Source organism: Mesorhizobium sp. LNJC394B00, from assembly GCF_000502555.1.
In the GTDB taxonomy this organism is placed as follows: Bacteria; Pseudomonadota; Alphaproteobacteria; order Rhizobiales; family Rhizobiaceae; genus Mesorhizobium.
Genome location: NZ_AYWH01000013.1, coordinates 1 through 18,294, shown reverse-complemented (window position 1 = coordinate 18,294; position 18,294 = coordinate 1). Strand labels below are relative to the sequence as shown.

The following is an 18,294-nucleotide window of genomic DNA, read 5'->3' as shown; positions in this document are numbered from 1 at the left end:
CTTGTTGCCGGGTGTCGTCTATGAAAAGCGTAATCTTGTCCTGCGTCCTGCCCCTGGTCGCGCTTGCAGCACCTCTGGGCCCGACCGGGAAAGCCTTTGCAGCGGAGCCCGACAAGCAGTTCTTCCGCACCGTTGAAGGCAAATGGGTCGGCCCGGGCGAAATCATCGCCGGCAAATACAAGGGCACGAAGTTCACCTGCAGCTTCGACGGCTCGACGCCGGACAACAAGACCGGCATGACGCTCGATGGCGACTGCCGCGTCGGTGTCTTCACCCAGAAAATGTCGGCGACCGTCGAGCGCAAGGGCCGCGACTACAAGGGCAATTTCATGGGCGGCGCCGCGGGGTCGGGCCTGGACATCATCGGCGGCAACGTGGTCGATGCCCGCAAAGTCGTCTTCACCATCAACCGCAACCAATTGCGCGGCGTCATGCAGGCCCGCATTCCCGACGACAATTCGATGACGGTGACTATCGCCGTGCGCGTCGACCAACAACTGGTGCCGGTCATCGGCATGAGCCTCAAGCGCGTCGACGCCGTCGAAGTCGGCTCCATCGCCAAAAACTGACTCTCAAGCGGTTCCCCGAAAAAAGCGCGGAACGGGGTTGCACTGCGCGATAGCTGAGCTGTTCCGCTCAGCTCGATGTCGGGAAGTGACACGCCACCTTGCGGCCAGGTTGGCGCTCCTCGAGCACGGGCCGCTCGGGGCGGCACCTTTCTGTCGCGACCGGACATGTGGCGCGCAACCGACGATGTCAGCGTCTCCGATGGCCCAAGCTACAGCAAGGCCAACGTGTCATGGTCCTGTGCGTGCCGGCGGTCCTCCGTGTCAGCGCGATGCGCTTTAAGAACACCAGCAAAAAAGGCGGCGGCTACTTGAGCCACCGCCTTCCTCAATTTCCGAACGAAGAATCAGCCCTTGATGGCGGCCGTCAGCTCGTCATAGGCCTTGCAGGCGTCGGCCGGCGTGGTGGCGCCCTGATATTTGGTCGTCACAGCCTGTACCTTGGCGGTCAGGTCGGCGGCCTTGGTCGGATCCTTGGTGATCGCTTCCTGCAGCGCGGCGGTCATTTCCTGCGCCTTCTTGGCCGCGATTTCCTGCGTGCATTCAGGCGCCTTCGAACAGGCCGATGCGGCAAGCATGGCGACACCCACGCCGACGAGCAAAAACTTCTTCATGTCAGTCATTCTCCTCACGAAGGCAGAACTTGATCGTCGCTGCCTTCCAACGGCCGAAGCCTGGCGTCCCATAGCCGTCGATTGCGGCAAAACGCAACGTGTGCGGCGCATGAACCTGTGCAGCGCTGCTGCAACGGCGCGGACGGCCTGATTGAGGCCGCCCGTGTCAGACGAAGCAAGGTTTCAGCCACGAGGCTGCAGCAGCGCCAGTGCGGCCGTCGCCGCGGCAAGGACGGCGGTTAGGGTCAAAGGTCCCGTAGCGCCATAGGTGTCCACGACATAGCCGCCGACAACCGCACCGACGGTGATGGCAACCTGGAAGGAAGTGACCATCAGGCTGCCTGCTGCTTCCAGCGCATCAGCCGCCGCGCGGGACATATTGGTCGGCAGCACCACCGGCGCCATGCCGAAGGCGAAGCCCCACAGCGTAACAAAGCCGAAGGCAACGCCGGTTTGCGCGCCCCAAAGCACCAAAGCGAGTGCCGCAAACGCCATCAACGCGGCGGTAACTGCGAGGGCCATGTGGATGTTGGTGTCGGCCAGGCGGCCACCGGCAATATTGCCGATCACAGCGGCGATGCCGAACCCGAGCAGCGCCAGGGCAATCGGCCCGGTTGTGAGGAGCGTCACCTGTTCGAGGAACGGGCGCACATAGACCGAGCCGGCAAAATGCCCGGTCATCAGCAGAACAATGGCAAGCATGCCGAGTTGGATGCCACGCCGCCGTGTCAGCCGAAAGACGTCTGCAAGGCTGTTGCTTGCCGCCGCAGGCAAGGTCGGCAGGCTGAGAAGCTGCAGCAGCATGGCAAGCGCGGCCAGCCCCGCCGTCATGGCCATGGCGCTGCGCCATCCCAGCCAGTCACTGATCAACGCACCCATCGACGGCGCGGCAATGGTGGCGAGCGAGACGCCGAGGGTCACGATCGCCATGCCGCGACCTGTCGCATTGGCGCCAACCAGCCGCGCCACGACGGCAACGGAAAGTGCCCAGAAAGCGCTAAGAGCGATCCCCAACCCGGCCCGGCCCAGCAACAGCAGCCAGAAATTGGGCGCCAGCGCCGCAAGAATATTGGAACCGACCGCCAGGGCCATGAGGCCAACCAGCACCGCCTTGCGGTTCAATCGACCGATGAGAACATTGCTCAACATGGCCGTCACGGCGCCAACGGAAGCGGTGGCGGTGACGACCTGTCCGGCCGTTCCCTCGCTGATGCCGAGATCGCGCGCCATCGGCGTCAACAGACCTGCCGGCAAGAATTCGGCAGACACCAGGGCAAAGCTGGTGGCCGCCAATGAAAGGACCGCGAACCAGGTGGCCGCGCTCCACGCGGCTGGTGCATCGGCATCAAGGCCAATGGCGGCGTCTTCAAGCTGTAATGTTGTGTCAGTCACGGGAAGATCTCCACAATTTGGAGATCTTAGATAGGCGAGTCCGCCCGGATGTTATGTACCTTAAAATCCGAAATTCATATCCATTCGTCCGGGAATTGTGCGGCGCACAACGCCTGGCGAGACATTGGTGATGCGCTTGAACGCGCGGGCGAAGGACGCCTCGGAATCATAGCCCAAACGGGTAGCGACTTCGGCAACAGACAAGCCGTTTTGGCCCAGCAATTCGCGGGCAAGCTGCATGCGCAGGCGGGCGAGATAATGTGCGGCGCCCTCACCCAATACCGCGCTGAAGCGCTCGGCGAAAATCGAACGCGATTGGCCTGCCACGCCGGCCAGGCTTCCCAGCGTCCAGTTGTGGCCGGGATCGCGATGCATGGCCGCCAGAGCGCGCCCTATATGGGGGTCTCGGATGGCTGCGAGCCAACCGGTGGTCGAGGCGCCGTTGCAATTGACCCAGCACCGGATGAGCCTGGCTGTCAGCAAATCCGCCATACGCGACAGGATGGTGGCGCTGCCCATCTGGGGTTGCGCGGCCTCCACCGTCATGGCCGCCAGCAAAGGGCCGACCATCGGGTCATTGCCGGCCACGTCGCAACCCTTGATGAGAGGCGGCATCAACGTGATCAACGGATTGAGCGCATAGGAGCCGAGAGACATGGAGCCGCAGAAAAGGGTGCTTGTCGCGCCCGTTCCCTGCCGTATCACTTCGCAAACGTTGCCGCCCAACTTGATCACCTGGCAGCCCTCGAGCGAATCGCCCACCACGTCCGGCGCACTCGCCAGCCGATGGGCGATGCCTTGCGGCAGCAGCACCAGATCGCCATCGCGCAACTCCTGCCAGCCTTGCGCTTCGGTGTGAATCCAGCATGGACCCTGGCCGACAAAGTGAAAACGAAGCAGTTGTTGTTGCGGAAAGTCTATGCTCCATGGGTGCCGGAGTTCGCAGCGGCCATAGTTGACGCCACTCAAGCGAAAGTCTTGCAGAACTTCGCTGAGCGCATCCATCGGGATATGTGGCAGCGGCGACGGCCGGGACGAATAATCAGGCATTTGTCAGATATAAATACCGGCCGTCCGACAGGCAAGCGCAGACTGTTGTTCCACCGGGGAATCGCTGCCGCGGCACCCTACCCATCCTGGCAGGCTTCCCGCCCTTGCCTCCCGCTCCCAGTGCATGCAAGGAGTGCTGTCGGACACAGGGACAAGAGGCATGGCAGCGGAAGCATCGGGCAGCGATCTCATTCAGGTGGTAGCGCTGCTTGCCGCAGGCGTCGTCGCCGTTCCGATCTTCAAACGCATGGGGCTGGGCTCGATCCTCGGCTATCTCGCCGCGGGCGTGGTCATCGGCCCGTTCGGTATTGGCATTTTTTCCGAATCGGAAGCCATCCTGCATGTCGCCGAACTCGGCGTGGTCATGTTCCTGTTCATCATCGGGCTGGAGATGCAGCCGTCGCGGCTATGGGGCCTGCGCCGCGAGATTTTCGGCCTCGGCGCGCTGCAGGTCGGCGTCTGCGCATTGCTGCTTACCGGTGTTGGTCTCGCCGGCGGCTTTCCGATCGCGCAATCCTTCGTTGCCGGCGCCGGCTTCGTCCTGACCTCGACGGCGATCGTCATGCAGCTTCTCGAAGAGCGTGGCGAGATGGCCAGCCCCAAGGGCCAGCGCATCGTGTCCATCCTGCTGCTCGAGGATCTGGCAATCGTGCCGCTTCTGGCGCTGGTCGCCTTCCTGGCGCCGGGCGGCGCCGAGATGACCCTGCAGCAGAGGCTGGCCGAAATCGGCATCGGTCTTGGCGCCATCGTCGGGCTGGTGGTGGCCGGCCGCTATCTGCTCAACCCGTTCTTCCGCATCCTGGCCGACGCCAAGGCGCGCGAAGTCATGACGGCGGCAGCACTTCTGGTCGTGCTGGGGTCGGCGCTGGTTATGCAGCTTTCCGGCCTCTCGATGGCGATGGGCGCCTTCCTGGCCGGCGTGCTGTTGTCGGAATCGACCTTCCGCCACCAGTTGGAGGCCGACGTCGAGCCATTCCGCGGCATCCTGCTTGGCCTGTTCTTCCTCGCCGTCGGCATGTCGCTCGACCTGCATGTGGTGGCCGACAACTGGCGGCTGATCGCCGTCTATGTCGTCGCCTACATGGCGATGAATGCGCTCGGCATCTATCTCGTCGCCCGCATGCTGAAGAGCGGTCATCGTGAAGCGCTGGAACGCGCCGTGATCATGGCGCAAGGCGGCGAATTCGCCTTCGTCCTCTATTCGGCCGCGGCGGCGGTTGGCATCATCGACAGCCGGGCCAACGCAACGCTGACCGCTATCATCATCATCTCCATGGTGCTGACGCCGCTGGCCATCATTGCGCTCAAATATTTGACGCCGCGCGACGAGCAGTCGCTTGAAGGCGTCGACATCGCCGACGGCCTTACCGGCAGCGTGCTGGTCATCGGCTTCGGCCGTTTCGGCCAGATCGCGAGCCAGCCGCTTTTGTTGCGCGGCATCGATGTGTCGATCATCGACAATGATGTCGAAATGATACAGGCGGCCGCCGATTTCGGCTTCAAGGTCTACTATGGCGACGGCACGCGGCTCGACATTCTGCGCGCCGCAGGTGCAGGCCGCGCGCGCGCCGTGCTGATCTGCGTCGACAAGCCGGACGCCACGGTGCGCATGGCGGAACTGATCAAGGCGGAGTTCCCGTTGCTGACTGTCCTGGCGCGTGCCTTCGATCGCGGCACCGCCCTGTCGCTCATCCGCGCCGGGGTCGACTTCCAGCTGCGCGAGACCTTCGAATCGGCCCTCGTCTTCGGCGGTTCCGCGCTCGAGGTTTTGGGCGTCGAGCCGGAAGATGTCGCCGATGTCATCGAGGATGTGCGACGGCGCGACAATGCCCGACTGGAGACGCAGCTGGCCGAAGGCGTCCGCGCCGGGCAACGTTTCCTCAGGGGCAATACCGGCACGCCGATCCCGACGCCGCTGACGCAACCGCGCCGGCCCGGCCAGGCGCTGAACGAAGAGACGGCCGGCGTGCTGCACAAGCCCGAGCCCGCCGATCAGGGGGAAAGCTGATGACCGCATCGGATGAGCGCGCGCTCGCCGTCACCAAATTCTGGCGCGAGGCCGGCGAAGACGCGTGGTTCGAGAAGAACGACGTCTTCGACGCGGATTTCCGCAGCAGGTTTCTCGACCTGCACTTTGCCGCCGCGCGGCGCGAGTGCGACGCATGGTCGGAGCATGCCGAGGGTTCGCTGGCGCTGATGATCCTGCTCGACCAGTTTCCGCGCAACTGCTTTCGCGGCTCAGGCCATATGTACGCCACCGATCCGCTGGCACGGCACTTTGCCGCCAAGGCGATTGCGGCCGGCCATGACCTTTCGCTGGAAGAAAACCTGCGCGTCTTCCTGTACCTGCCCTACGAACATTCGGAACTGCCCGCCGACCAGGACAGATCGGTCGAGCTCACCACCGCCAGGGCGCCGGAGTATGTGAAATACGCCATCGAGCACCGCGACATCATCCAGCGCTTCGGCCGCTTTCCGCACAGGAACAAGATGCTTGGCCGCGAGACGACGGCGGACGAACAGGCATTTCTGGATGGCGGCGGCTTCTCCGGTTAACCCAGCCACCAATCGCGGCCGGAAGCCAGCCGCTCTATGCCTGACGTATCGACGGCGCTGAGCCGCTCGGTCACGCTCCTGCCGCCCACCGCCAGATCCGGCGCGATCTCTGCCAAGGGCGCCAGCACGAAGGCGCGCTCCACCATTCGGGGATGCGGCACCTCCAGCCCGGTTTCGTGGATTGTGCGGTCGCCGAACACCAATATGTCGATGTCGATCAGGCGCGGACCCCAGCGCTCCTCGCGCACCCGCTTCAGCTTGCGCTCGGCCTCGAGGCAGAGGTCGAGCAGCGCCCTTGGCGCCAGCGAGGTCGAGATTTCGGCAGCGGCGTTGAGGAAATCCGGCTGGTCGAGCTTGCCCCAGGGCGGCGTGCGGTAAAGTGAGGAGACGGCGACGACGCGCGTGCTCTCGTCGGCGTCGAGCAGGCGCAGCGCCGCCGCCATCGAGGCCGAGGGATCGCCGAGATTGCCGCCAAGGCTGAGATAGACCGTGTTATTGTTACTCTGGCCAGACAACGGTCACCTCGACATAATCGAGCACGCCGGGCACCGGTGCGTTGGGCTTGCGCACGGTGATCTCGGCCTTCCTGATCTGCGGGAACCGTGAAGTCAGCGCCTTCGCCACTTCGAGCGCCAGCGCCTCGATCAGGAAGCGGCGATGTCCAGTGACGATCTTTTCAATCACCGTGAAGGCGATGCCGTAATTGACGGTGTCCTCGATGGAATCATCCTCCAGCGGGCGGCTGGGCTCGACCGTCAACTCGGCATCGACATAAAAACGCTGGCCAAGCGCCTCTTCCTCATCCAGCACGCCGTGCCGGGCAAAGAAGGCGCAGTTCTTCATGCGGATGACGTACATTTCTTAGTGTCCTGGGCTCAGCGTCCTGGCTTTTCGCGCGCCAGCATAGCATCGGCGACCGCCAGTGCGTCCACGTTGATTGCGACATCGTGGACGCGAAACAGATCGGCGCCCTTCAGCCTCAGAATGACACTGGTGGCTGCCGTCCCGGCGGCGCGCGCGCCGGCTTCGCGGCCGGTGACGGTGCCGATGAAGCGTTTTCTGGAGGTGCCGGCCATCAAGGGAAAACCGAGCTCCTTAAGCTCGGAAAACCGCGCCATCAGGTCGAGGTTTTCCTCAGCCGTCTCCTTGGCGAAGCCGAAGCCGGCATCGAGTACGATATGATCGTCCGCAACGCCGCTGCGCCTGGCGACTTCCAGCGAAGCCTTGAGGAACAAAAACTGGTCGGCGATGACGTCGGGCAGTTTTTGCCGCCCGCGCCCGGTATGCATGATGACCAGTCCGGCGCCGGTCTCGGCGGCGACGCGGGCGATGCCGGGTTCACGCTGCAAGCCCCAGACATCGTTGACGATATGCGCGCCGGCGGCGACGGCGAGGCGCGCGGTTTCCTCGCGATAGGTGTCGACCGAAATCAGGGCTTCGCCTGAACTGGCGAGCGCGGCGATGACCGGCAGGATGCGGGCCTGCTCTTCTTCAGGCGTCACGGGCGAGGCGCCGGGGCGCGTCGATTCCCCGCCGATATCGACGACGGCGGCGCCTTCTTCCACCATGCGGTGCGCCTGCGCCACCGCCTGGTCAGGCGTGATGAACAGTCCGCCATCCGAAAAACTGTCGGGCGTGACGTTGAGAATGCCGACCACAATGGCTTTCTCGCCAAGGTCGAGATGGCACTTATGCGCCAGTTGCCATCGCCTTGTCGTCATTGTCCTTCAACCATGTGTCTCATTGGCATGTGGCTCATTGGCATGTGGCTCATCGAGCGCTTGCAATCCATCAACGATGCGTGATCGGTGGAAGATCAATTCCGTTGCGCCGGCAACGGCCGTAAAGCAAGGTGAGTGAAGAGGCAACATGATGAAACGACCCCTGCTCTGCGCCCTGATGCTGGCTTTGACCGTCCTGCCGGCGAATGCTGCCAATCTGGTGAAGACCTACAGCTATTTTGCCATCGGCGGCAGCACGCTCGATGACATCGAGACGCAATTGTCGAAGCATGGACCCGAGGTGAAAAGCACCGGGATGCGGCATCCAGGCGCCACCCAGATGGCGTTCACCACCCGCATCAGCTACGCGCAAACCGCAGACACCTGCCGCATCGCCAAGGCCGCCGTTACCGTCAAGGTCAAGGTCATCCTTCCGGAGTGGCGCAGGCCGCGCAAGGCCGATCCCGATGTCAGGCTGTTCTGGGACACCCTGTCGGCCGACATCAAGCGCCATGAGGAGCGTCATGTCGAGATCGCCAAGAACCACGGCCGTCTGCTCGAAGACGCGCTGAACGCGAGCTTTGCGCAAAAGACCTGCGCCGGGGCAAAGGCGAAGGCGGCGCAGATCACCGCGGCCGAACTCGCCAGGCATGACCAGGACCAATTGCGCTTCGACCGCGTGGAAGGCGTGAATTTCGAAAGCCGCATCCTGCGGCTGCTGCGCTACCGCATGCAGCGCGTCGAGAACGGCCAGCTTCCGCCCGGCTGAAACACGGCGATACCAAGCCAATTCTGCCGAAACATGAGGCCAGCCCCAGAAAATTTTCGGGCATAGGTCGAAATCGGCCTATACGGGACGACATATGTCAGGCTCGCAAGATATGTCAGGCTGGCAAGGCGCGAGCTTCGAAACACCAGATCAAGACCAATTGAGGCGGCGCGTAGCGGAGCGGCCATTTGGCGCCGCGCAATCGCTCTCAAACTTTATGGATGAAATGATATGGACCAAGCTGTCGACAAGCCGGCTAGGCTGCCTCCCGCCGCACCGCTGACGGAAAGCGAGAAGAACGTCATCATCGCCGGCATCCTTTTGTCGATGCTGTTGGCGGCGCTCGACCAGACAATCGTCGCGCCGGCCATGCCGACCATCGGGCGTTCGCTCGGCCATGCCGACTACCTGCCGTGGATCGTGACCGGCTATCTCCTGACGGCGACGGCCATGGCGCCGCTCTACGGCAAGATTTCCGACGTCTATGGCCGCCGGCCGACCGTCTATGCGGCGATTCTGATCTTCCTTCTGGGATCGCTGGTCAGCGCCATGGCCCCCAACATGTTCGTGTTGGTTGTCGGCCGGGCGATCCAGGGTGCGGGCGGCGGCGGCCTGTTCGCCCTGGCGCAGATCGTCATCGGCGACCTCGTGCCGCCGCGTGAACGCGCGCGTTATGCCGCCTGGATTTCGGGCACCTGGGCTGTCGCCAGCATCGCCGGGCCTTTGCTCGGCGGCGGATTTGCCGAACATCTGCATTGGTCGCTGATCTTCTGGATCAATATCCCGCTCGGCATCTTGGCCATGGCCATCATCAACAAGCCGCTGCGCAAACTGCCGGTCGCCGCAAAGCGGCATCGCATCGACGCGCCGGGCGCGCTGCTTCTGGTGGTGGCGACGGCATTGCTGCTTTTGGCCCTCAACTGGGGCGGCAGCGCCTATCCATGGGTCTCCCGCGAGATCGTCGGCCTGCTCGCCTGTTCGGCGGTCTTCTGGGGTGCGTTCGCGCTCAGGCTGATGCGTGCGGCCGAGCCGCTGATTTCGCTTGAAGTGCTGAGCAATCCGATCGTGCTTGCCGGCACGGCGTCGATGTTCATGCTGCAGGCCGCCAATATCGGCCTGTCGGTGTACCTGCCGGTCTATCTGCAGTCGATCATCGGCCTGTCGGTCAGCCAGTCGGGCCTTGCCATGCTCGGCCTGCTGCTCGGAACGGTCGCCGGCGCGACCTTCAGCGGCCGCACGATACCGCGCTTCTTCCACTACAAGCGTATCGCCATGGTCGGCGTTCTCTTCGCCATTATCTGTCTTGGCGTGCTCAGCCTGGTCGCCGGCCGCGCCTCGCTGCTGGTGGTCGAGCTCTTGACCATCTGCATCGGCCTTGGAAGCGGCACCACCTTCCCGGTCGCCACCGTATCGGTGCAGAACGCCGTCGACCGCGCGCATCTCGGCGTTGCCACCGGCGTGCTGACCTTCCTGCGTTCGCTGGGCAGCGCGCTCGGCGTCGCCATGCTCGGCGCGGTCGCGCTCGGCTATGGCCTGCCGCTTGCCGGCGAAGGCGCGCCGGCTGCCGGACAGATCGTCTCGGCGACGCCCTTCATGATGATCTTCCTTGCCGCGGCCGTCACGCTCGTGCTGGCGCTGATGACGCTGGCGCTGATGCCGGAGAAGTCACTGCGCGGCCGCGACGACGCCGAGGCGCCAGTCGTTCTGGTGGAGTGATTCGGAAAGCCCTGTAGGACCTACTCCACGACGCCGAGCTTCTTCTGCAGGCTGGTCGACGACGTCGTGTACTGGAAGACGATGCGCTCACCGGGGCTGATGATGCGCTTGGCGGCCTGCGCCATCAGCGCCACCTCGTGAAAACCCGACAGGATCAGCTTCAGCTTGCCTGGGTACCAGTTGATGTCGCCGACGGCAAAGATGCCTGGCACCGAAGTCTGGAATTTCTCGGTATCGACCGGGATGAGGTTCTCATGAAGGTTGAGCCCCCATTCGGCGATCGGGCCGAGCTTCATGGTCAGGCCGAAGAACGGCAGCATGCGCGTGCACGGCACCTCGATGTCGCCGTCAGGCCCGCCCTTGATGGTAGCAGAGGCCAGCTCGCCGTCGGCGCCGGTCAGGCCGCTCACCTGGCCGACCCGGAACTCCAGCTGCTTCATCTCCTGCATGGCATACATCTTGTTAACGCTGTCGGGCGCCGCCCTGAATTCCGCGCGCCGGTGGACCAGTGTCACGCTTTTTGCCACCGGCTGCAGGTTCAGCGTCCAGTCGAGTGCGGAATCGCCGCCGCCGACGATGACGAGGTCGTGGCCGCGGAATTCCTCCATACGGCGCACCGAATAGAAGACGCTCCTGCCCTCATAGGCCTCGATGCCGGGAATGGGCGGCCGTTTGGGCTGGAACGAGCCGCCACCGGCGGCGATCACCACCACCTTGGCTTCGAACACCTCGTTCTCGTCGGTGGTGACCCGAAATGAGCCGTCGTCCAGCTTTTCCAGGCTGGAGACCATGCGGTTGAAGGTAAAATCCGGCTTGAACGGGTGAATCTGCTCCAGCAGTCTGTCGACCAGCCCTTGCGCCGAGATCGAGGGCCAGCCTGGAATGTCGTAGATCGGCTTTTCCGGATAGAGTTCGGCGCATTGGCCGCCGGGCCGGTCGAGGATATCGATCAGATGGCACTTCATGTCGAAGAGGCCGAGTTCGAACACGGCGAACAGGCCGACCGGCCCCGCCCCGACAATGAGTGCGTCCGTCTTGATTACATCGGTCATGCCAGGCGAGCCTCATTGTCAAACTGGGGCGAAACTGGCGCGAGACTGCATGAGCATTGGCCCGCTGCCAAGCGGCGGCGGGAAAAATCAGATGGTACGGGAGATCAACCCTGGCGAGCCGGCACGCGCACGACGAGGCCGTCAAGCGCGTCGCGCACCTTGATCTGGCAGGACAGGCGCGAGTTCGGCTGGACGTCATAGGCAAAGTCCAGCATGTCCTCTTCCATCGCCTCCGGCTCGCCGACCTCGGCCGTCCAGGCTTCGTCGACATAGACATGGCAGGTCGCGCAGGCGCAGGCGCCGCCGCATTCTGCCTCGATGCCCGGCACCGCGTTGCGGATCGCATTCTCCATGACGGTCGAGCCGTTTTCGGCCTCGACATCGAAAGGAGTGCCGTCATGGGCAATGAAGGTCAGCTTGGTCATTTGTCACCTGAAGGGAGTCCCAGCCGAGATAATCACTCCGCCGGACAAGTCAACTGCGGCGCGAAAGCGCCGCTTTGTGACGTTTTTTCGGAAAGCTGGCCAAAGCACGCCCTGGCCCCGTCGATTCATCCCGGTGGCCGCTGCCGAGCGGCAGCCATTACCGGCTGATGGCGGCGATGAAATCGCGCACTTCCTCGATCAGGGCGCCGAGGCGCTTGAGGATGCGCGCATCTTCCGGCTGCTGTTCGATCGAGTTGGCGCAGTCGGCGATGGCAAAGGCGCCGACCCCGCGCGCCGAACCTTTCAGCCCATGCGCCAGAAGCAGTCGCTCCCTGACGTCGGCATCGACAATTCTGTCGCGGACGGAAAGCGCCTGCTGTACGAACAGTGCCAATACCTCCTGTTCGAGGGCGCGATCGCCCATTGTCTGACGGGCCAGATGGGCCAGATCCACTGGGCGCGAACGGGCCGGTCCCGACGCATCGCCGCCCGGCATTGAGAAGGCAATGCCGCTTTCACCGCGTACCAATTTGAAACTCCTTGTGCCGATCGCCGAAAAAACTAGGCGATTTCCGTCGCCAACGCGTTAATGACTGGGCTGGAAAATTGTTGCCGTTGAGACGGTTAGATCACGTTGTCGTTAACCTTATATTTAAAGTTTTACGTATCTCGCGGAATGCATGTTTTCTTTACCCCTGTGTGTCATTACGATACGAAGGTCCATTTTCAGCCTCCTGCGTGGGATAAGACGAGCCAGAATCAGGCAAAAATAAGAAGTCCCTCGGCAGCTAGTACAGGGTAGCGAAGGCATGGCGAAGAAACCAACGACGACCAGAACTCTCGACAGCGACGTAGCCAGGGAACTCGAAAAGGCACTAGACCTCGATCTCAGCGGAGACGGCAGCGGCGATCTCGATATTGCGGCGTCGATGGAAGATCTGGAAGCGCAGATATCGCAGGCCGCGGACGAACTGGCGCGCGAAGGCCGCCCCCAGAAGCCCGCCCCCGCTCAAAACGCGCCCGTCCAACAAAACCAGAGTGCGAAGCCGGCAGCCAAGCCCGCCGAGCTGCGGCCGGTCGAATCGCGCAACAGCGCTCAGCCAGCCGGCTTCAAGCCGGCAAACGATGACCGCCAAAAAGATTACAAGACGCTGCTGCACAGCCTCAACCGGCGCGCGTCGAGCACGATCTATTGGGTCGTGGCGTTCGTGTCGCTGGCCTGGATCGCCGGCGCCGGCGGCCTCGCCAATCTGCTGTTTGGCCCCAGCATCTGGAAAATTCGTACGTTCGATCAAATCCTGGCCCGCCCTGAACTGATCGGCCTGGCGATCGCGGCAATCATACCGGTCGTCCTGTTTTGGGCCTTCGCGGCGATGATCCGCCGCGCGCAGGAAATGCGCATTGCCGCGCAGTCGATGACGGAGGTGGCCTTCCGCTTGGCGGAGCCGGAAAACCTCGCCCAGGATCGCGTGATGATGATCGGCCAGGCCGTTCGCCGTGAAGTGGCGGCGATGGGCGAAGGCATTGAGCGCACGCTGGCGCGCGCCGTCGAGCTCGAAACGCTGGTCCACAGCGAGGTCAACCAGATCGAACGCTCCTATTCGGAGAATGAATCGCGCATCCGGTCGCTGGTCGACGGGCTGGGCAGCGAGCGCGAAGCCGTCGTCACTCATGCCGAGCGCGTGCGCGCCTCGATCACCGGCGCGCATGAAACGCTGAAGGACGAGATCGGCGCCGCCTCCGACATTATTCGCGACTCTATCCTCAACGCGTCGACCAAGCTGTCGATGACGATCACGAATTCCGGCGACACGCTGATCGACCGCATCAATGAAAGCTCGATGTCGATCTTCGATTCCGTCGAAACCCGGCTGGATTCAATCACCGACAGGCTGTCGACATCGGGCGAAGCCTTTGCTTCGCTGCTCGACACCCGCATCGCCAAGCTGACGGACACCACAGACGGCCTGACCCGGTCGCTGACCGACCTGCTCGACGACCGCACCACCGGTATGGTGTCGCTGCTCGGCGGCGCCGCCCGCACCCTGAGCTCGGAATTCGAGTCCAGCCTGAACGGCATCGAGCGGACGCTGGCCGAGCGCGGCCAGGCGCTGATCAGCGAATTCCAGACCCGCGCCGAAGCACTCGATACCGGCACGCAGAAGCTCAACGCCGCGCTCGAGGCGCGCGCCCGCCAGATCAACGAAACGCTGGTCGAGCGCGCCCGCGAGATCGCCCACACCTTTGCCGAGAGCAAGGATCATTTGACTGCGATGATCGATCAGGGCAAGACCCAGATCGGCGCCGACATGGCCGACATCGTCTCGTCGACCTCGTCGATGCTCGAAGCCCGCGCCAGCGATTTCGCCGGCCGCATGGAAGCCGCCCGCCATGTCGTGTCGCGCTCCTTCGACACCGACATCCAGCGTCTTGCCGATGCCCGTGTCGGCATCGAGGACGCCGTCGAAAACCACAGCCGCAAGCTGTCCGAAAGCCGCGAACGCATGGCGGCTGCCATGCAGGCGGACCTGGCGAAGTTCGCCGAGGGCCGTGCCGGCATCGATGCGGCCGTAACCAACCAGGTGCAGAAGCTGGCCGAAGGCCGCAACCTGATCTCGCGCGCCCTGGAAGAGGATCTGCGCAAGGTCAACGAGTCGCGCGCCGCCATTGACGCGTCGCTGGGCAGCCATCTCGAGCGGCTTGAAGAAGGCCGCAACCGGCTCAACCAGGCTTTGCATGAAGACTCCGGAAAACTTGTGCAAGCCCGTACGATCATTGACGAAATGGTCGCCGGACATGTCGGTAAACTGGCCGAAGGCCGCAACATTCTGTCGCGCGCCCTGGAAGCCGATCTCGGCAAGCTCGCCGACAGCCGCGCCTCGATTGACGGGCTGGTCGCCGGCCAGGTTGAAAAGATCGCCGAAGGCCGCGCCATCCTGACCAAGGCGCTCGAAAACGACATTATCGGCATCAAGGGCGTGATCGAGAACCACTCGGCGAAACTGGCCGAGGACCGCACCGAACTCAGCAAGGCGCTGGAGAACGACCTATCCGGCATCAGGGGCCTGCTCTCCGACCATTCGAGCCGGCTTGCCGACGATCGTGGCCTGTTGTCACAGACGCTCGAGGCCGACCTCGCCAAGCTCGCCGAGAGCCGGTCGAGCATCGACGGGCTGGTCGCCGGCCAGGTCGAAAAGCTGGCCGAGGGGCGCGATATCCTTAAGCGCGCGCTCGAAGCCGACCTCAACACCATCAAGGGCGCCATCGCGGGTCATTCCGACAAGGTGGCGGAAGAGCGCGGTCAGCTTTCCAGGGCACTGGAGGCCGATCTGCAGAATGTGAACAGCCTGATCGCCGACCACTCGAACCGGCTTGTTCAGGATCGTTCGACGCTATCCCAGGCGCTTAAGGATGACCTTCAGAATGTGAACAGCCTGATCACCGACCACTCGAGCCGGCTTGTCCAGGATCGTTCGACGCTATCTCAGGCGCTTCAGGACGATTTGCACAATGTCAGCGGCATCATGGCCGATCATCAAAACAGGCTCGTCCAGGACCGTTCGGCGCTCTCAAAGGCATTGGAAGACGACATCGCCAAGCTGGCGGAGAGCCGCTCCAACATCGATGGGCTGGTCGCCGGACAGGTCGAGAAGCTCGCCGAGGGCCGCGACATCCTCACACGGGCGCTCGAAGCCGATCTCAATGCGATTAGGAGCGCCATTGCCGACCAGTCGCAGAAGCTGAGCGAAAACCGTGGCGAGTTCGCGCGGGTGCTGGAAGCGGATTTGGAAAATGTCAACAGCCTGATCGAGGGTCACAGCGACAAGCTCGTCCGGGATCGCGCGACGCTGTCGAAGGCTCTCGAGGACGACCTCGCCAAGCTGGCCGAGAGCCGGTCGAGCATCGACGGACTGGTCGCAGGCCAGGTCGAGAAGCTGGCCGAGGGCCGAGACATCTTGAAGCGTGCGCTGGAAGCCGACCTGCAGAAGCTGTCGGCAAGCCGCGGTGAGGTTGACGACATCATCGCCGGCCATGTCGGCAAGCTGGCCGAAGGCCGCAACATGTTGACCCAGGCGCTGGAAGACGATCTGGCAAAGCTCGCCGACATACGTAAGGATGTCGACCGCTCGCTGTCGGGCCATATCGACCAGATTGCCGGCAGAAGCACCGATATCTCGGCGGCAATCGCTGCCGATGTCGAGAAGATCGAGCAGGCCTTCAGCAAGCAGACCGGCATCATCGAAGAGCGCGCCGGAACCATGGAGCGCGCGTTGTCGGTGGGTGTCGACAATGTCCGCAGCGTGCTCGAAAAGAGCGCCGTCTTCGTTGCCGGCGCGCTGCGCGAGAAGGTGATGGAAGTCACCAGCGCGCTGCACGAACAGGCCGGTGCTGCCTTCAGTGACGCCGACCGCAAGATCGCCGAGCGTGCCGAGCAGACTTCGGCCGCCCTTTTGGCCCGGGCCGAGGACATCGCCCGCACCTTCGAGGACGCGGATCGCCGTCTGCACGCCCGTGCCGAGGACACATCGAGCGCCCTGATTGCTCGCGCCGAGGATACGACGAATGCCTTGCTTGCTCGCGCCGAAGACACAACGAGCGTGCTGCTTGCCCGGCATGACGAGACGTCGAACTCGCTGCTCGCCCGCGCCGAAGAAACGGCCGGACGGCTGGCTGCCCGCGCCGGCGAGATCGCCGGCACGTTCGACGCCGCCGACCAGAAGCTGGTCGCCCGCGCGGTCGAGACGGCGCAGTCGCTGGCCGACCGCGCCGGCGACATCCTGCGTAACTTCGAGGGCGCCGACCAGCGGCTGAGCATGCGCATCGGCGAATCCGCCGAAGCGCTGGCCGCCCGCGCCTCCGACCTTGGCCGCATCTTCGACGCCGCCGACCAGCAGCTGATCTCGCGCATCGCCGAGGGTTCGGACGCGCTGTCAGCCCGCGCCACCGAGATCAGCCGCATCTTCGACGAGGCCGATCACCGCCTGGTGTCGCGCATCGCCGACTCCACTTCGACGATCGGCGAGCATGCCGACAACATCGTTGGCGCCTTCGCCAGCACCGAGCAGCGTGTTGCCGAACGTGCACGCCAGACCGGCCAGGAACTTGCCGTCCACGCCCGCGAGATGGAGCAGGCTCTTGCCGGGGCCGACGAGCGGCTGGCCGCGAGCGTTGCGTCCGCAGCTTCGCGCGTCGAGGAACAGGTCGCCAGCGTCGAGAACCGCCTTCTTTATACGACGGAGACAATGGGCCAGAAGCTCAACGAGCAGGTTTCCAGCGCAGAAGCTCAGCTGATCTCGCGCGCCAACACGATTGCGGAGACTTTTACCGCGGTCGGCCAGCACATCGGCCAGAGCACCAACGACGCTGCCAAGACCATCGGCACCAATACCCGCGAGCTCAACACGATGCTGGCGGCGCGTTCGGCCGAGATGGCGAAGATCCTGGACGAAACCGCGCGGCCGCTGGTCGAGCGCTTCGCCCAGGGCGGCTCGGAACTGCAAAAGAGCATGGAAGAGGTCACCGAACGCGCGACCGAGAAGCTGCGCAGCGAAAATGCCGCCCTCGTCAACGCGCTCGCCAGCCGCACCGCCGAAACGCTGTCGGCCGTCGAAGGCGCGCGCTCGTCGCTCGCCGATAGCGTCGCCGACCTCATCGGCCGCATGAGCGTCTCCAGCTCGCAGCTTGGTGAGCTGATCGAACAGGCGGCGATCAACCTCGGCCAGGTTGACGAACGTCTGAGCGGCAGCACGCAAAGCTTCGCGGCAACCACCGAAAAGGCCGCGCAGACCTTCGCCAGCTCGGCACGCCTGGTCGATTCGAACACGACGCGGCTTACCGAACTGTCGTCGTCGACCCTGCGCGAAGTGGCCTCGATCGCCACCAAGTTCGACGAGCACAGCCGCTTGCTGTCCTCGGCTTCGGATCTGTTGAGCTCGGCGCAGAGCAATCTGGAGCACACGCTTGAGCGGCAATCGTCGCTCGAAGATCTCGCCGTCGGCCTTGTCAAGAAGTCGGAAGACCTCGAGAAGGTGATGCGTTCGTTCGAAAACCTTGTCGGCCAGACGATGCAGAATGCCGAAGGCAAGACGCTGGCATCAGCCGACAAGATCCGCATCGCCATAACGGAAGTGGTCGATTCGGCAACCAGCCGGTTCGCCGATGCGACCGAGGAGATGCGGCGCACCGCAAGCTCGATCAAGAGCGAGCTCGACCTCACCCGCGCCGAGCTCAAGAAGGGCGTCATCGAGATGCCGGAAGAGGCCAAGGAATCGACCTCGGCGATCCGCCGTGCCGTTGCCGAGCAGATCAACGCGCTCAAGGAACTTTCGGATATCGTTGCGAAATCGGGACGCGGCGGCGACAATGCCGAACCGCGCGCCCTGCGCCCGGCGCCGCAGGCGCCAGTGCAGCGCCCGGCCGAGCCGGTACGCCG

The 18,294-nt window shown here is 63.8% G+C and carries 15 protein-coding genes; 6 read left to right on the top strand and 9 right to left on the bottom strand.

Features of this window, described 5'->3' with window-relative positions; translation table 11 throughout:
• Positions 1-20: 20 nt before the first annotated feature.
• The gene (locus tag X751_RS137460; protein WP_023673495.1) at positions 21-569 is read left to right on the top strand and encodes a hypothetical protein; all 549 of its coding nucleotides are present in this window, start codon (positions 21-23) and stop codon (positions 567-569) included.
• 344 nt (positions 570-913) lie between these two features.
• Here the strand turns inward: X751_RS137460 and X751_RS137465 are convergent, their stop codons facing one another.
• The 3 genes from X751_RS137465 to X751_RS137475 form a co-directional block, all read right to left on the bottom strand.
• Positions 914-1,180 (bottom strand): hypothetical protein, encoded by a 267-nt coding sequence (locus tag X751_RS137465; RefSeq protein WP_023673496.1) that lies wholly within the window; start codon positions 1,178-1,180, stop codon positions 914-916.
• A gap of 183 nt (positions 1,181-1,363) precedes the next feature.
• Positions 1,364-2,572 carry an MFS transporter gene (locus X751_RS137470; protein WP_023746143.1) on the bottom strand — a complete coding sequence of 403 codons (1,209 nt, stop codon included), beginning with the start codon at positions 2,570-2,572 and terminating at the stop codon, positions 1,364-1,366.
• A gap of 60 nt (positions 2,573-2,632) precedes the next feature.
• Complete coding sequence (locus X751_RS137475) at positions 2,633-3,622, bottom strand: AraC family transcriptional regulator (RefSeq protein ID WP_023673498.1); 990 nt, start codon at positions 3,620-3,622, stop codon at positions 2,633-2,635.
• Between the two features lie 160 nt (positions 3,623-3,782).
• Here X751_RS137475 and X751_RS137480 point away from each other — a divergent pair, with 160 nt between their 5' ends.
• Positions 3,783-5,630 (top strand): monovalent cation:proton antiporter-2 (CPA2) family protein, encoded by a 1,848-nt coding sequence (locus tag X751_RS137480; protein WP_023715853.1) that lies wholly within the window; start codon positions 3,783-3,785, stop codon positions 5,628-5,630.
• Positions 5,630-6,178 carry a DUF924 family protein gene (locus X751_RS137485; RefSeq protein WP_023673500.1) on the top strand — a complete coding sequence of 183 codons (549 nt, stop codon included), beginning with the start codon at positions 5,630-5,632 and terminating at the stop codon, positions 6,176-6,178. The genes X751_RS137480 and X751_RS137485 overlap by 1 nt, the downstream gene beginning before the upstream one ends.
• Here the strand turns inward: X751_RS137485 and folK are convergent.
• The 3 genes from folK to folP are packed head-to-tail and all read right to left on the bottom strand — an operon-like array spanning position 6,175 to position 7,899.
• Positions 6,175-6,693: a 2-amino-4-hydroxy-6-hydroxymethyldihydropteridine diphosphokinase gene (folK, locus tag X751_RS137490; RefSeq protein WP_023685987.1), complete on the bottom strand. Its 519-nt coding sequence runs from the start codon at positions 6,691-6,693 to the stop codon at positions 6,175-6,177. The genes X751_RS137485 and folK overlap by 4 nt on opposite strands.
• Positions 6,677-7,036, bottom strand: a complete 360-nt coding sequence (folB, locus tag X751_RS137495) for a dihydroneopterin aldolase (protein WP_023673502.1) — start codon at positions 7,034-7,036, stop codon at positions 6,677-6,679. Before folB ends, folK begins: the two co-directional genes overlap by 17 nt.
• Before the next feature lie 17 nt (positions 7,037-7,053).
• Positions 7,054-7,899, bottom strand: coding sequence for a dihydropteroate synthase (gene folP, locus X751_RS137500; RefSeq protein WP_023742509.1), 846 nt, complete (start codon positions 7,897-7,899; stop codon positions 7,054-7,056).
• Between the two features lie 148 nt (positions 7,900-8,047).
• Here folP and X751_RS137505 point away from each other — a divergent pair, with 148 nt between their 5' ends.
• Both X751_RS137505 and X751_RS137510 read left to right on the top strand, forming a co-directional pair.
• Entirely contained in the window at positions 8,048-8,668 is a 621-nt protein-coding gene (locus X751_RS137505; RefSeq protein ID WP_023728091.1) for a DUF922 domain-containing protein, read from the top strand.
• A 231-nt stretch (positions 8,669-8,899) separates the two neighbouring features.
• A complete protein-coding gene (locus X751_RS137510; protein WP_023746142.1) occupies positions 8,900-10,384 on the top strand; it encodes an MDR family MFS transporter in 1,485 nt (494 codons plus the stop codon).
• Between the two features lie 20 nt (positions 10,385-10,404).
• On the opposite strand, the gene X751_RS137515 is transcribed toward X751_RS137510, so the two are convergent.
• From X751_RS137515 to X751_RS137525, 3 genes are all read right to left on the bottom strand, one after another.
• Positions 10,405-11,436 (bottom strand): NAD(P)/FAD-dependent oxidoreductase, encoded by a 1,032-nt coding sequence (locus tag X751_RS137515; RefSeq protein ID WP_023673506.1) that lies wholly within the window; start codon positions 11,434-11,436, stop codon positions 10,405-10,407.
• A gap of 104 nt (positions 11,437-11,540) precedes the next feature.
• Entirely contained in the window at positions 11,541-11,861 is a 321-nt protein-coding gene (locus X751_RS137520; protein ID WP_023707481.1) for a 2Fe-2S iron-sulfur cluster-binding protein, read from the bottom strand.
• Positions 11,862-12,018: 157 nt separating this feature from the next.
• Positions 12,019-12,357, bottom strand: a complete 339-nt coding sequence (locus X751_RS137525; RefSeq protein WP_023746141.1) for an Hpt domain-containing protein — start codon at positions 12,355-12,357, stop codon at positions 12,019-12,021.
• 313 nt (positions 12,358-12,670) lie between these two features.
• On the opposite strand from X751_RS137525, the gene X751_RS02650 reads away from it, so the two are divergent.
• The coding region (locus tag X751_RS02650) for a kinesin (protein WP_023746140.1) at positions 12,671-18,294 on the top strand (5,624 nt) is incomplete at its 3' end.

Excerpts from the sequence above, each read along its gene's own strand:
- X751_RS137460 (WP_023673495.1), top strand. The coding sequence starts at position 21 with ATGAAAAGCGTAATCTTGTCCTGCGTCCTGCCCCTGGTCGCGCTTGCA.
- X751_RS137465 (WP_023673496.1), bottom strand. The coding sequence starts at position 1,180 with ATGAAGAAGTTTTTGCTCGTCGGCGTGGGTGTCGCCATGCTTGCCGCA.
- X751_RS137475 (WP_023673498.1), bottom strand. The coding sequence starts at position 3,622 with ATGCCTGATTATTCGTCCCGGCCGTCGCCGCTGCCACATATCCCGATG.
- X751_RS137480 (WP_023715853.1), top strand. The coding sequence starts at position 3,783 with ATGGCAGCGGAAGCATCGGGCAGCGATCTCATTCAGGTGGTAGCGCTG.
- X751_RS137485 (WP_023673500.1), top strand. The coding sequence starts at position 5,630 with ATGACCGCATCGGATGAGCGCGCGCTCGCCGTCACCAAATTCTGGCGC.
- folB (WP_023673502.1), bottom strand. The coding sequence starts at position 7,036 with ATGTACGTCATCCGCATGAAGAACTGCGCCTTCTTTGCCCGGCACGGC.
- folP (WP_023742509.1), bottom strand. The coding sequence starts at position 7,899 with ATGACGACAAGGCGATGGCAACTGGCGCATAAGTGCCATCTCGACCTT.
- X751_RS137505 (WP_023728091.1), top strand. The coding sequence starts at position 8,048 with ATGATGAAACGACCCCTGCTCTGCGCCCTGATGCTGGCTTTGACCGTC.
- X751_RS137510 (WP_023746142.1), top strand. The coding sequence starts at position 8,900 with ATGGACCAAGCTGTCGACAAGCCGGCTAGGCTGCCTCCCGCCGCACCG.
- X751_RS137515 (WP_023673506.1), bottom strand. The coding sequence starts at position 11,436 with ATGACCGATGTAATCAAGACGGACGCACTCATTGTCGGGGCGGGGCCG.
- X751_RS137520 (WP_023707481.1), bottom strand. The coding sequence starts at position 11,861 with ATGACCAAGCTGACCTTCATTGCCCATGACGGCACTCCTTTCGATGTC.
- X751_RS137525 (WP_023746141.1), bottom strand. The coding sequence starts at position 12,357 with ATGCCGGGCGGCGATGCGTCGGGACCGGCCCGTTCGCGCCCAGTGGAT.